At 65.0% G+C, this 13,807-nt stretch carries 14 protein-coding genes; 8 read left to right on the top strand and 6 right to left on the bottom strand.

The window, feature by feature from the left end; all coding sequences use genetic code 11:
* Window positions 1-69 precede the first annotated feature (69 nt).
* From AC1DVS_RS08070 to AC1DVS_RS08050, 5 genes are all read left to right on the top strand, one after another.
* The gene (locus AC1DVS_RS08070; RefSeq protein ID WP_478021896.1) at window positions 70-669 is read left to right on the top strand and encodes a Crp/Fnr family transcriptional regulator; all 600 of its coding nucleotides are present in this window, start codon (window positions 70-72) and stop codon (window positions 667-669) included.
* Between the two features lie 105 nt (window positions 670-774).
* Window positions 775-1,188 (top strand): VOC family protein, encoded by a 414-nt coding sequence (locus AC1DVS_RS08065; RefSeq protein ID WP_478021895.1) that lies wholly within the window; start codon window positions 775-777, stop codon window positions 1,186-1,188.
* Window positions 1,189-1,274: 86 nt separating this feature from the next.
* Window positions 1,275-1,637: a VOC family protein gene (locus tag AC1DVS_RS08060; RefSeq protein WP_478021893.1), complete on the top strand. Its 363-nt coding sequence runs from the start codon at window positions 1,275-1,277 to the stop codon at window positions 1,635-1,637.
* Between the two features lie 90 nt (window positions 1,638-1,727).
* Window positions 1,728-2,870 carry a serine hydrolase domain-containing protein gene (locus AC1DVS_RS08055; protein WP_478021892.1) on the top strand — a complete coding sequence of 381 codons (1,143 nt, stop codon included), beginning with the start codon at window positions 1,728-1,730 and terminating at the stop codon, window positions 2,868-2,870.
* Window positions 2,871-2,987: 117 nt separating this feature from the next.
* Entirely contained in the window at window positions 2,988-3,809 is an 822-nt protein-coding gene (locus AC1DVS_RS08050) for a helix-turn-helix domain-containing protein (protein WP_478021891.1), read from the top strand.
* A 250-nt stretch (window positions 3,810-4,059) separates the two neighbouring features.
* Here the strand turns inward: AC1DVS_RS08050 and AC1DVS_RS08045 are convergent, their stop codons facing one another.
* From AC1DVS_RS08045 to AC1DVS_RS08020, 6 genes are all read right to left on the bottom strand, one after another.
* A complete protein-coding gene (locus AC1DVS_RS08045; RefSeq protein WP_478021890.1) occupies window positions 4,060-5,778 on the bottom strand; it encodes a phospholipase D-like domain-containing protein in 1,719 nt (572 codons plus the stop codon).
* An 85-nt stretch (window positions 5,779-5,863) separates the two neighbouring features.
* A complete protein-coding gene (locus tag AC1DVS_RS08040; RefSeq protein WP_478021888.1) occupies window positions 5,864-6,547 on the bottom strand; it encodes a DNA alkylation repair protein in 684 nt (227 codons plus the stop codon).
* Window positions 6,548-6,870: 323 nt separating this feature from the next.
* Window positions 6,871-7,764, bottom strand: a complete 894-nt coding sequence (locus AC1DVS_RS08035) for a hypothetical protein (RefSeq protein WP_478021887.1) — start codon at window positions 7,762-7,764, stop codon at window positions 6,871-6,873.
* Window positions 7,765-7,946: 182 nt separating this feature from the next.
* On the bottom strand, window positions 7,947-9,044 hold the full coding sequence (locus tag AC1DVS_RS08030) for a DUF2252 family protein (RefSeq protein ID WP_478021886.1): 1,098 nt from the start codon (window positions 9,042-9,044) through the stop codon (window positions 7,947-7,949).
* 334 nt (window positions 9,045-9,378) lie between these two features.
* A complete protein-coding gene (locus tag AC1DVS_RS08025) occupies window positions 9,379-10,266 on the bottom strand; it encodes a PRC-barrel domain-containing protein (protein WP_478021884.1) in 888 nt (295 codons plus the stop codon).
* A gap of 71 nt (window positions 10,267-10,337) precedes the next feature.
* Window positions 10,338-11,567, bottom strand: a complete 1,230-nt coding sequence (locus tag AC1DVS_RS08020; RefSeq protein WP_478021883.1) for a S8 family serine peptidase — start codon at window positions 11,565-11,567, stop codon at window positions 10,338-10,340.
* A 71-nt stretch (window positions 11,568-11,638) separates the two neighbouring features.
* Between AC1DVS_RS08020 and AC1DVS_RS08015 the strand changes: the two genes are divergently transcribed.
* From AC1DVS_RS08015 to AC1DVS_RS08005, 3 genes are all read left to right on the top strand, one after another.
* Complete coding sequence (locus tag AC1DVS_RS08015; protein WP_478021882.1) at window positions 11,639-12,130, top strand: RNA polymerase sigma factor; 492 nt, start codon at window positions 11,639-11,641, stop codon at window positions 12,128-12,130.
* Window positions 12,127-12,804 (top strand): anti-sigma factor family protein, encoded by a 678-nt coding sequence (locus tag AC1DVS_RS08010; protein ID WP_478021880.1) that lies wholly within the window; start codon window positions 12,127-12,129, stop codon window positions 12,802-12,804. Before AC1DVS_RS08015 ends, AC1DVS_RS08010 begins: the two co-directional genes overlap by 4 nt.
* 102 nt (window positions 12,805-12,906) lie before the next feature.
* Window positions 12,907-13,668 (top strand): SMI1/KNR4 family protein, encoded by a 762-nt coding sequence (locus tag AC1DVS_RS08005; RefSeq protein ID WP_478021879.1) that lies wholly within the window; start codon window positions 12,907-12,909, stop codon window positions 13,666-13,668.
* The last annotated feature ends 139 nt before the right edge of the window (window positions 13,669-13,807 follow it).

Here is a 13,807-nt window from a genome sequence, read left to right as displayed (position 1 = left end):
CCTCCTTTCTCGACCGTGGACCCGGTGGGGGCTCGGTGACAATCAGCGCTTGTCCCCAGGATTCAGCCAATGAACACAGACGCATTCTTCACCAAGATCCGGACCTATACCGATCTTTCAGCCAAAGCCGAGCTGGCCTGGTCATCGCTCCTGCGGCCCAGACACTATGCCAAGGATGAGCCCTTCATTCGGGCCGGCGACGTGCCCAGCACCTGCGCCTTCGTCGTCAAAGGCCTGCTGTGCCAGCATTATGTCGGCCCAGAGGGCGACCTGATCATCAAATATTTCTTCCCCGAGAACCGCATTGCCGCTTCGATCAGCGCGACCTTGCTCGGCGAGCCCAGCCTGTTCACGATCACGGCGATCGAGAACAGCTCCGTCCTCGAATATGACTTCGCGGCGTTCAAGGCGCTCGTCAGCGAATTTCCCGACATTGCGGCATTTTACATCGGCTATATGGAGCGGCACTGGATCATCGAGAAGGAACCGGGCGAGATTGCCTTTCGACATGACGATGCGATGCAGCGTTATGTGGATTTCATCCGCAGGGAGCCGGAGCTGCACAGGCGCTTGAAGCAGCATCACGTCGCCGCCTGGCTGGGCATCACCCCGGAAAGCCTCAGCCGCCTGCGCAAAACGATCGCCGTCACACGACCCGACAGACGCTGACGCGATTTCCTACCAAACATCAATTCTTCCGCGGCGGAGGCGCTCTATCCCGACAGGCAAGCAACCGCCGTGACGGTCATGGCGGGGCTTCAAGAGGAATTTACGATGACCAAGATGATTTTCGTCAACCTGCCGGTGACCGACCTGACCGCAGCAACGACATTCTACGAATCGATCGGGCTTACGAAGAACGCGCAGTTCAGCGATGACACGGCCAGCTGCATGGTGATGTCGGACACCATCAGCGTCATGCTTTTGACGCATGCCAAATGGGGCACGTTCACGAGCCGCCCGATCGCACCATCGACATCGAGCGAAGTCATGCTTGCCGTCTCGTGCGACAGTCGCGAGGCGGTGAATACGATGACCCAGGCGGCGGCCGCGAACGGCGGCACGCCCGATGTGAACCCGGCGCAGGATCTGGGGTTTATGTACAACCGCGCCTTTGCTGACCCGGACGGGCATGTCTGGGAAGCGGTCTGGATGAACATGGCCGCCATGGGCGGGGCGACTGGCTGAACCCAGCCGCCGCTTTGACCGGCCATCGGTGGAGGAGCCATCGGACAGCGGCTCCTCCACCCGTTGCGCCGCAGGAGGATAGACTCATGACTGCTCAATTGAATCACACGATCGTCTGGTGCCGGGACAATGTGAAATCATCCACGTTCCTGACCGGCATGCTCAGACTACCCCCTCCCAAGCCCGTACTCCATTTCATGGTCGTCGAGCTCGGCAATGGCGTCGCCATGGACTTCATGGCGAAGGACGGCGAGGTCGCATCACAGCATTACGCCTTCCTCGTCAGCGACGATGAATTCGACTTCGGGCTCGAACGGGTCAGGGAGACGGGGCAGCCCTATTGGGCCGATCCGGCGAGGACGAAGCGCGGGGAGATCTATGAGCGCGACGGTGGTCGCGGCTTCTACTTCGACGATCCGGACGGCCATTTGCTCGAACTTTTGACCTAGAGCGACGGCATCTGAAGCCGACTCTTTGTACATGGAGATCCGCATCATGGGAAAGCTAATGAACCGCAGCCACGGGTTGGAACGGACCAGATGACCAGACGCGCGCCTATCGGACTTGATCGTCGTACGCTCCTCGGTGCCGCGGCAACACTGCCATTGGTTGGTTCCGGTGTTGCTTCGGCAGCCGAACGGACTTTACCACGTCCGGCGGGTTTCGACGAGCTCGTGCATGCGACTATGCGCGACCTTCAGATACCCGGGATGACGATCGGCTATGGCCGCGGCGAAGCCCATTGGGTGCGGGGCTACGGCTTTGCCGATCTGGAAAACGGCGTTCCCGCGACATCCATGTCAGCGTACCGATATGCTTCCGTACAGAAACCGATGACAGCCGTCGCCGTCCTTCAGCAGGTCGAGCGAGGCCGCATCAACCTCGATGCGGACATTCGCCAATATGTGCCCTACTTCCCGCGGAAGACGCACAAGATCTCAGTACGGCAGCTTCTTGGGCATATCGGCGGGATCACGGACTATTCTGCCAATCCGGCCGAAGAGCATCTCAAACAGGCGATGACCACGCGACAGGCGATCGCAGTCTTTGCGGATCATGACCTCATCGCCGAGCCCGGAACCCGGTTTCACTATACAAGCTATGGTTATAATCTGCTTGCGGCCGCAGTAGAAACGGCAGCCGCGGTGCCGTTTGGAAATTACCTGCGCGACCATGTGTGGCGACCAGCGGGAATGACCTCCGCCCGCATGGACGATCCTTTGGCCATCATTCCTCACCGCGTGCGCGGATATCAGTTCGTCGACGGCCAGGTCCGCAACTCCGAGTTCGTCGACGTGAGCAGCAGGGTCGGTGGCGGCGCCAGCAGAGGCAACGTTCCCGACCTGATCAGGTTTGCCGTCGCACTGGCCGAGGGACGCTTGCTGCAGCCCGCCAGCATGGAGCTAATGACGACGCCGACTCGAACCCGCGATGGGCAGATAGCGGGCTTTCCTCGTACCGACGGCTACGCAATGGGCTGGAGCGTGGTGGGCGATGCGAGCGATCGCGTGCTGTTTCACGACGGAGGCCAGACCGAAACCCGAACCATGTTGATCCTCCATCCCCGTTCCCGCCTGGCGATCGCGAGTGCGCAGAATTTCGAGCGGGATATACATCCACCGCTTGCATTTGCGCTTTGGCAGAAAGTCACTGGCCGACCCGGACCGATGAAGGTGGCTTGAGCCCGCCCGGCCCCGCCGCCGGGTGGGAGACAAATCCGTCGTCGCCGGGTGCCACCACTTCCCAAAATAATTGGGATGGACGTTTTGGGGTGCCTGTGGTGAGCAGGAGGTGTGTCCGTGACAGAACAGCCGCTCGGCTCGTTTGCGAGCCTCAGTAAGCGAGAACTGGAGGTTCTCCGTCTCCTGGCTTCAGGGCATACCGTCAAGACAATCGCGGTGCAGCTTGGCAGCTCGGAAACCGCGATCAACGAGCGTTTGCGTGATGCTCGCCGCAAGACGGGCGCCGCGAGCAGCCGCGAACTGGCGCGCATGGTGGACGCCCAAAAAATCTGGGACAAGAATATCGATCTTTCGACCCAGGGCCACCCGAGCAAGAGCGTGGCTCAGCCCGCACATTCGCGGCTGAAAAGGTCGAAAGGATTTTTCGTCATGCTTATCGCAATCCCGGTCGCGGCCCTTGGACTGGCCATCGTGGCGGCACCTTCCATGCATCAGGCCGCAGCCCCGCGCGGCGCCCATACAGCCGCAGCCAGACAGTCACCGCTGGTCGGCACCTGGCTGCTGGATGTGTCGCGGCTTCCGGACGACGGACAGCGGCCGAAGCGGGTGACCTTCACGTTTCGCCTGTCGCAGGATCAGAAGTGGACCGCGCTTTCCGAAATCGTGGCGCAGGACGGCACCAGCAGGCAGGGGGGATCGACGGCGGCGGCGGACGGTGTCCCGGTGCCCGTCAGCGGCAATCTTGGTTTCGTCGACACGGTTGCCCTGCGCCAGCCCGCAGCGAATACGCTGGTGGTGACGCTGGGGAAAAATGGTGCTCCGGTCTCGACCCGGGTCTACACCGTGTCGAAGGATCGAAAATCCATGACCGAGACCATTATCTGGCCTGGCGATAAACTTCCGGGACTGGAGACGACCTATTTCAACCGAATTGGTTGATCGCGACCTAATCAGGGCCGATCGACATTCAGGCCTCCAAATCCTCTCCTTTGGGAGAGGACAGTGTAGCTTGTCAGCTTGCTGACTAGCGAAACTTGGTGAGGGGCTCCGGGAGCTCTCGATAGCTCCCGGAGCCCCTCACCAACTTCGCCTAATTCGCTGCGCTCATAAGGCTTCGTATCCTCTCCCACTGGAGAGGACCCTCGCCGCTCAACGTTCGCAACTACGCTCAAACCAGACCCATCAGCCTTCAGGCGAACAACAGCCGATCGTTGATCTTGCGCGGATCGCTCCAGTCCTCGGACCACCAGGCCTTTTCGCCCGCCGCCGGCGGCCGCTTCAGCTGGAGCTTCGCCTTGCGCTTGGTCGCGTCCTTCTGGGCTACGCGGAACTGGTAGTGATCGATCATGCTGAGCGCCTCGACCATATAGGAGGTGGCGACACGGGCATCCTTGATCAGGACGAGGTTCTCGCCGTTCGACCCGTCGGCCGCCTTCGACATGTTGTACGAACCGAGATAAACCCGCGCGTTCGGTGTGTTGAAGTCGATCACGACGAATTTGTGGTGCATCCGCGTCCCCACGCTTCCGACCAGGCCGGTCGGCTCGGCGCTGAACGGCGGGGGCACGTCCTTGTCGAGCGGCTCGACAAAGGTCGGTGGCGCGTTGGAGCTGCCCGATGCCACGGCGATGCCGGTGCGCTTGTCCGAAATGCCGGCGACAAAGAGATCGGGCTGGTTCGTCTGCGCCGCGAGCGCGTCGCGGATCACGCCGGGCGTCGTGGAAAGGAAGGCGAGCGAATAGAAGATCGAGGCCCTGGCTCCGGCGATGTCGGTGGCAATATCGGCGAGCACGGAGTTCGCCTTGGCATGCGGGGAAAAGGCGATGCTCGCATCGACACCGTTCAGTCCGAGCGGGGTCCAGGAGGCCGAAGGACTGGTGTTGAAGCTCTCGGGATGATCCCAATATTGATCGAACGCCGCTTTGAAGATCGCGACCGCGCTTTTGCCCTGGGCGATCACCGCATTGTTGGACTGAACGAAAAGGCCGCGCCAGCTCATATTGGTGGAGCCGCAAACGACACGCTGCACGGTCGGCGCGTCGACATAGAGCGTCTTGTTGTGCTGGAGCGAGCTCATATGCTGGCGCTTCACGGGGATGCCGAGCGCAGTGAGCGCTACTTCGGCGGCGTCCTCGGAGGCGCCGTCGCGATGATGGGCGCCGCTATCGTCGATGATGACGCGGACCCGGTCCTTGCCGAGCTTTTTCACCCGGTCGACGATTTCGGGAAGATCGAAATCATAAGCGACGATCCCGACCCTGGCGGCGGGATCGGCGATGGCCGCGTCGAGCGCCGCCAGGATCTCGGCATGCGCCTCGAAGCCCATCCATTTATAGGCGTCGGCCGCCTGGGGATGAGTTGGCACGAAGGTCAGACCGTCCCTGCTCGAGGCGGGGAGCAATGTGCTCATCGGGCCCTTGGAGATGTAGCGATCGACGAACGCCTGAGAGGAGACGAAGCCGCGGGTGAAGGCCACGTTGAGCACGCCCGGATAGGTCTCGCGGGCCAGTTCCACCTTCGCGACCTGTGCGATGCCCTGGCTGATCTCGCCGGCGGCGTTCATCATGATCGGGGTGACGCGGTAGGTGAACAGGCCCTTCATATCCGCGTTGAACGGGAAATGGACCCAGCGGAATTTCTGGATCGGCGCGACCAGGGTGGAGAAGCTCGGCGGCCGCGACGCCGGGGGCAGCGAGCCGGCATTCCCCTCGAAAGTGAGGCGGTTCTTCACCGCGAAGAAGGCAGTGCCGCCGGGCTCCTGATATTCGATCGCAAAGCCGACGAAATCATTGGGCGGCTGGCCATTTCGCCAGTTCATCGCCAGCAGCGCCATGCCTTCGCCGCGGTGGATGCGCAGCGTGAACAAAGCCGCCGCGACATTTCCTTCCACTGAGCATCCGGTGGCCATTGCCTTCCCTCCCCTGCGTCGCGTCATCGCCTAAGCATGACACGCCTGCGCCGCAGCTCCCATCCTTATCATATCGGTTTTGGCGCTATCCGATATTCTTCAGGGCCTCGCGCCGGCTGAGCCCGCTCAACCGCCCTTCATTGGCGGCGACATAGCGCTTCACCTCGGCGGGATCAGTCCAGGCATATTGGCGCAGCGCCCAGCCGATCGCCTTGCGCAGGAAGAACTGCTTCGAGTCCAGCGACGGCTCGATACAGGCATAGAGGAAATCGAGATCGGTATCCGCCTTGGCCTTGATCTGGCTGAGGATCGCGCTGCGGCGTTTCCACATATCGTCGTCGCTGGCCCAGGCGAGCATGCGCTGCTTCATCGCGGCGGGATCGTGCTGGAGGAGCGGCCAGAAGCGCTGAGTGGCTATCGCATCGACATAATCCCACCAGGCGCCGGTGACGATCATCTCCTCGTACATGCCGAGCGCCTCCAGGGTCTGGAACGGCCGTGCGGCGCGGATGCCGGTGAGTTCGATTGCGGCATGGCGTTCCTCGCGGAACTGGGCGCTGCGCCAGATTTCGAGCACGTCGCGCTGCCAGGCGGCGCTGTCAGCATAAGACAGGCCGGCGAACAGCTGCTTGCAGATGGCGCGAAACGGCACTGTCGAGACGCCGAGAAAGGGCATGGCCGATTTCATATAGGCCTGCATCGCCGGCGCGCGTGCGGGATCGGCGATTGCGGTCAATCGGGTACGCAAATTTGCGGCGAGAATGCTCATGATGTTGGTGAGATATCAATAACCGATGAGATTATGCCATACCGACCAAGGAATCATCGGCGAGCCACAGGTGCACGACGACGATGAGCGGCATATTGCCGCATCGAACGCGGGATCATCGGGGGGGATTTCAGCCCGTGAGATCGTCGCCGTGCAACATGGTCATACGCCTTTTCGGTGCGCATTGGACAGCTATTATTCGACAATTAGAGCCATTGTCGCACTAGCTGTTTGGGGAAGTCGGTATTGATAACTATTATTGACATAATCCCTGCCAATACTTGCGGAGAAAATCCCGCACCCCGTAACAGGCCAACCGCTCGTCAGGCCGCGCAGCTCAGCAAGATGCGTTTCGCCGGCTTGTCGAACACGATCGAGGAGCAATGATCGAGCTGGTCGCTGCCGATCGAAAGCCGATCGTGGCTGCGGTCGCGCTGGCGCTTTCCGGTCACGACGATCTCGTCTGGATCGCCCTCTTCATGGATTGCCGCGACATTGCCGAAATCGCTGGTGCGCACGCCGAGCCGCTTCAGTGCGAGCGGGCCGACCTGCAGCGGCGTCTCAAGCACGATAGTCCGGGTTGGGCGCTCGACCCCAAAAGCGATCTCGTCGCTCCCCGTCTCGCCGACGACCCGGCCGCCGAGCGCCTGGGCGATGCGGACGCCGGCGCCGGCAGTGGCGAGCGAGCGGCGATGCCAGGGATCGAAACGGATGCGGAGCGGTTCGCCGCCGACGTCGATCAGGCCGAACAAGCCGCTGCGGCCGCCAAACAGCCCGCCGCCATCGACCATCGGCAAGATCGTGGTGCGCTCGCCGGGAATGCGCGGGCGAAGCGTGAAACGGACAACCGGATCGGGCAGTCCGCCCGGGCCGACGACGCCATCGACGCCAGCCGCATAGGGGCGCCGCGTCCACCCGACCCGGCGCTTCACCGGCCCGGCGCCAAAGCCGATCCTGGTGACGGCGGTCGCGCCTTCGACATGCTCGGGCCCGATCGCATAGCCGAATCCGATCATGCCGCCACGCAGGCGGGCGCGGTCGGCATAAGCGGCGGTGTAGATCGGCATGCCGGTCGCGCCGGGATCGATCCGTACCCGGCCGGGGGTTCCGGCGAGCGTGGCGTCGACTGTTCCGTCGCCGGCAATCGCACGTTCATTGGATCCATGGCCGGGGGTTTCGGAGGCGGGCGCGGCTGCGGCGAGCAGCATCATGGCCATGGCTGCGGATATCAACGTTTTCGCCACCATCATTGCCCCCTGCCCCACTGAGTCGGCGCCCCTGCCCCGACCTGCCGGCTTCAACCAGCAGATATTGGCTGAAAAACGGCTCGGCAACGAAATGACCGGGCGCAGAACCGAAAGATCGCACGGGTCAGCCGAAAACCGCGAAAAAGCGCGTCTCAATCGGTGTGACCGGCGCGGTAGCTCTCATATTCGCCGAGCGTCCAGTGCGTGACCTTTTGCGCGGCATCAGCAAGCCAGCTTGCCGGGCGCTGCGCCAGATCAGCGGTGATCGCGGCACGCACCGGCTCCTCCACCGCGTGCACGGCAGCGAGCTCGGCCGCCATCGCGCCGACCAGGTTCTTGCGCAAACCCGGTTCGAGCGTGTCGAAATCGAACTTGCGGCTGTTGGGCGCAAGGCGGCGGGTCGTGTGATCCTTGGCATAATGCTGTACCGGATCGGGCGAGCGCCAGCGGCCATGCGCCATCGCCTCGGCGAGGCCGGCCTCGCGGCCACCCACCCAGCAGGACGGCAGCCAGGCCTTGACCTCGATGGCGACCGGGCCGCCGCGATATTCCCCCGACAGGACGAAGCGCGGACGGCCGAGGCTGCCCGCACCGGCAGTGCGCCGGGCGATGCGCAGGTCCGGCCCGGCGTCCGGAAGCGCCGCGCGGAGTGCGGCCTCGAGCCTTGGCGGCACATGGTCTGCCGCTGGAGCCGCGGCGAGCTCTTTCCAGAAATCGGCGCGTTGTTCGTCCGATGCGGCAACGGCGTTGCGGATCCAGAGATGATCGCGCTCGAGCACATGCGCCATCGGCTTCTCGAGCGCAGCGCCATATTGCTCCAGCGCGCTCGCGGAGATCTCGGCAATATCGATGTCCGGGCAGACAAGCGCGACACTCGTCATGAGGCGCACCAGATCAAGCGGCCAGGGCACGCGCGCCGCCTCGTCATAATCGTTGATGCCCCAGACCAGCCGCATCTGCGCATCGCGCCACAGGCCGAAATTGCCGGCATGGGCATCGCCGACCGAGGGCGCGCGTGGCGCCGTCCACAGATCCGGGCAGAGATCGGGCGCTTTCTCGGCCCAGCGCCAGCAGGTGGCGCGCAGGAACAGGAAGGGGCTGGTGCGCATCTTCTTGTGCTTTTCGGCGAGACCCTCCTCGTCCAGATCAGCGCCGAGCGCGGCCCGCATATTCGCCTCACAGGCGGCGATCGATTTCTTCAGACTCACCATATCGCGTTCCTGCACCTCACTGGCGGCGGAGGGAAGCATATCGGGTATCGAAGGCAATAGGGGCTTTTCGATCGGTGCGGGTTCCACGCGACAACCCCGGCAACGGCTATCGCCATTGCCGGGGCCGCGGAACGGGTTTCGCCCGGGTCGGGAGCCGGGCGGGCCGGTTGGCCCCTAGACTCGAACTCGAGATTATCAGCCCCTCCCCTTCAGGGGAGGGGGGAGGGGTGGGGCAGCGGCGGGCGAGGCTCGATGCCTCGATCGACGCCTCGACGTTGGCGACGTGTCTTTTTGAGCGCGCAGACGGGCGCCCCCACCCCCTAACCCCTCCCCTGAAGGGGAGGGGCTGAAGCCGTTGGCAGCATTCAATTTTTTATTTCGCGGGTTGGTCTTTCGCTGCCTGGTCCTTCGCTGCGTCCTTGACCGCGCCCTTGCCCATTGCGGACACGAGCACGTCGCCGGAACCGGAGAAGTTGGTCGCCGGCAGGGTCGCGGTGCGATCGCCCACAGCGACCACCACATCGCGCACCTTGCCGCCGGCGGTGGTCCGCAGATCCTGGACCGTGCCGATCACCCGGCCCTTCGCGTCCGTGACCGCCATGCCGGGGGCGACCGCGAAATTGCCGGCGCCTTCCGCCGCGCTGCTGCCGGCGAGCGCGAGCGCACCGAGACTGGTCGAGGCAGCGCCTGCCCCGCTCGCACTGGCCGAGCCGGCGAAATTGCCGGCCGACTGCGCGGTGCCGCTCGCCTGCGACACGCCGGAGGCAGCGGTGGAGCGGGCGGTGCCGGCGAGCCCACGACCGGTGCCGACCGCGTCGCGCGCGGTGCTGCGAACGGCGTCAGTGCCGACCAGCTGTGCGTCGGCGCTGCCATCGGCATTGCCCGAGGCGCTGCCGCTGCCCGAGAGCGACCTGCCGGCGACGCCCGTTGCGCTGTCGAGCGCCGAGCTGCCCGAGGCGCCGCCCGAACCGCTCACCCGGCCGCTATGCCGATCGACGCTGGTGCGCTTATGGGTGGAGCCACCGGTGCGGCTGGTGGTTTCCGATGACATCGGATCGCCGAGACGATCCCCCAGTCCGCCGCCGAGCGAGCCGGAACCGGAGCCGCCCAGCCCGCCGCCGAGGCCGCCGCCGAGCCCGCCAAGCGTTCCGCCCAAGCCGCCACCGAGCCCACCGCCGCCGCCTCCGCCAAGCAGCTGTGCCGATGCCGGGTTGGCAGCGAACAGGGCGATTGCGGCGGCAGAGATCAGATATTTGGTCATGGTCTTTCTCCTTTTGAAACCTCATCCGGAGAACGGAGCTCGCCTGGCGTTTAATCCCGCCGCGCGCGAAATTATTTCACGAAGGTCGCGCAGGCACCGCACAGCAGGCCGCGGCCATAGGCTTTGCCGCGCCGATCGGCCCGGACGTCGACAGCGGCCAGCGCGGAGGCGCGCCGCGCCGGATCGGCATCCGGATAGGCAAGCGCTATCGTGCCCGCGACAAGTGGCGCCGCGAAGGAGGTGCCGCGTACTGGGGAGGCCCCTCCCCGCGCGTTCGACGCAAGCATGTCGGCACCGGGCGCGGCATAATCGAGATGCGTCGCGCGTCCGGCCTCGATCAGCACCCGGCCGCGCCGGTCGACTGCCGTCACTGCGATTACGCCGGGATAGGAGGCGGGATAGCTTGGCGGCGCGGCAGGCCCGTCATTGCCAACCGCCGCGACGATGACCACGCCGCGCGCCTGTGCCGCCGTCACCACGCGCGCGAGGAGCGGGTTAGCGGGACCCACCAGGCTGATCGTGACCACGCTGACGCGCTCGCCGACCAGCCAGCCAAGCGCCTTGACGATCGCGGTCGCGCTGCCGCCGACGGGATCGCTGCCATAGACATCGGCCGCGATCACTCTCGCTCCCGGCGCAGCGCCGCGAACCTGGCCCGTACCGGTGATCAGCGAAGCGATCGCGGTGCCGTGATCGCTCGCGCGCGGCGCGCCCGCAGCAAAACCGCGCTGCAGGATCGCGCCGTCTGCGACACCGCTATCGATCATTCCGATTGCGGGACCTTTGCCTGATACCGGCGCGGGGCCGCTGGCGCCCGCATCGACCGCTCCGCTCTCGAAATGGAGCTGGTCGGCCGAGACCTGGCCGGCGCCAAGCTTGCCGAGCGTGCGGATCGCGGTCTTCAGCGACATGCCGTGGGGAGTTTCGAAGCGCGCATAACCGACGCCGAGCGTTTCGGATCGCTCGATCAGGCGGAATCCCTTTGCCGTCGCCGCTGAAATGAGCGCGTCGTCGGGATCGGTCGCGACGACTTCGTGGGCGCGGGCCGGAAAGCCCTGCGGGTCGAGCGCGATCTGGTCGGGATGGGCGCGGACGAGATCGGCGATCCGGTCGAGCCGAGCCGCCAGCTGCTTGGCGCTCTGCTCCGGAACCGCCAGGGCGGTATCGGTGAGCGGACGCACCGCGCCGAGAACACTATCCGTCACGCCGCCCGCCTGCGGCAGCGCCGGCAACAATTGTGCCGCCGCCGCACTAGCTGCGAGCAACAGGCTTGCGCCGATCAGGGCTCTCATGGTCTTCATGATGGGAAATATGCCAGCATAGGGATGAAACGGGCAACGCCATCCGTTTCATCCATGAACGAGGAAATTGCTTGGCCGCCTTCGAGGACGAACTGCTTGGGTTGGTACCACGCTTGCGCCGCTTCGCGCAGGCGCTGTCGCGTGACGCCGCCGATGCCGACGATCTCTGCCAGGCCTCGCTCGAAAAGGCGCTGAATGCCCGGGCGCAGTGGCAAGCGGGCACGAGGATGGATAGCTGGATGTACCGGATCATGCGCAATTGCTGGATCGACACGACGCGGTCGCGGACCCGCGCCGCCGCGACCTTCCTGCCCGAGCAAGCCGGGCTCGAGATCGGCGATGACGGCGCTCGGGCGATAGAGGCGCGGGTCGAGCTTGGCGAAGTGGCGGCGGCGATGAACAGGCTGCCCGACGAGCAGCGCGAAGCGGTGGCGCTCGTGCTGGTCGAGGGCCTTGCCTATAAGGAGGCAGCTGCGATCCTCGATATTCCGATGGGCACGCTGACCTCGCGGCTCGTGCGCGGGCGCCAGGCGCTGATGGCGAAACTGGGAGAGGCGGCATGATCCCCGATGATGCCATGCTGATGGCCTATGCCGATGGCGAACTCGACCCGCTGACGGCGAAACAAGTCGAGCGCGCCATTGCCGCCGATCCGTCGCTGGCGGAGGTGGTCGCGGCGCACCGTGCGCTTCGCGAGCGTCTCGGCCAGGCTTTTGGCGGGGTTGCCGAAGAGCCGGTTCCGGCGCGGTTCGCGGCGATGCTGGCTTCCAACGTCACGCCCCTCCCCGCCCCCAGAACGGCCCGGCCCCGGCGGTGGATCGAGGCGGCCGCGATCGCAGCCAGCCTCGTGCTTGCCGTTGCCGTCGGGCATCAATGGCAGTCCGGACCGGTCAGGGTGTCAGGCGACCGGGTGGTGGCGTCAGGGTCCTTGGGCCGCGCGCTCGATACCCAGCTCGCCTCGGCTTCGGGCGACACGCGGATGCTGGTTTCCTTTCGCGATGATCGCGGCAGCTATTGCCGGGTGTTCGCGACCACGGCGATCGACGGCATTGCCTGTCGCGATCAGGACCAATGGGTGCTGCGCGAAACCCGGTCGCCGCTCCACGCCGCCGGGAGCGAGTACCGCCAGGCCGGGTCGGCCGATGCCCCGCTGATGGCCTCAGCGCAGGACATGATGAAGGGCGATCCGCTCGACGCCGCGGCTGAACGCCACGCCCGCGACGCTGGTTGGCGCTGACGTCACTTGCTGAGGAAGGCGGGGGTAACCTTCCGTCCACCATTGCATTTAACCGTACCGCTACCGGCTGCCCTGTAGCCTCCCATCCCGGGAGGACCTGCCATGCCCATGCTTTCCGACGATCTGCTCCGCCGCCTGCAATCTCGCGCGGCCGATCCCGAACGCCGTACCGATGCGCCGCCGTCAACGCGCGGCCGCACGGTGAGCGTCGGCGGCTTTGCTGTCCGGGGCATCGATCTGGGCGCGTTGCTGCGCGGCGAGGCCGATCCGCACACGAAGTCGGTCGACACGCCGCTTGCCGATCCGCTCGATGATCATGCGATTGCCGCCGCCGAAGCGCGGCTCGGTTTCGCACTGCCGCCCGAGCTGCGTCGCCTCTACACCGAGATTGGCGATGGCGGCTTTGGGCCCGGTGCCGGGCTGCTCCCGCTGGAACGCGCGGTAGATATCTATCTCGATCGCATCGCCAATCCGCCGGGCTGGCGCGGCCAGACCTGGCCCGCGCAGCTGTTGCCGTTCACCGGGACCGAGCCGGGGAATGACTGCATCGATATCGGCACCGGCGAGATCATCTATTGGGACGAGGAAGAGCTCGCCGACGGCCCCAGCGACAAGGTCTGGCGGCGCTCGTTCAAGCCCGATGCGCCCGATCTGGGCGCCTGGCTCGAACGCTGGGTCGGCAAGCCGTCACCGGAAGAAGCCCAGCGCGCGATGATGGAGAATGCGATGCTTTCCAGCCTTCGCCCCACCATCGCCTATTGGCGCGCGAAGACGCCGGAAGAGCGCAAGGCTTTCGGCTTGCCCGAGACCGGCTGGGAACAGGCAATGTTCGGCCATCTCGGGATTGACCTGAGCGGGCTTTAGGGTCTCGAATCTGAGGTACGCTCAATTCTCTATCGTCACCCCGGACTTGTTCCGGGGTCCATCGTTCCGCAAACGCAACGCCTGCACATCTTGCGGAAACATGCGTTCGAGCGAGATTGTGTCCCCCGGACACAATCTT

This window comes from Sphingomonas sp. P3_C5 (genome assembly GCF_056402635.1).
The sequence above is the reverse complement of the archived record's forward strand: the minus strand, read 5'-3'. Positions and strand labels throughout refer to the sequence as shown.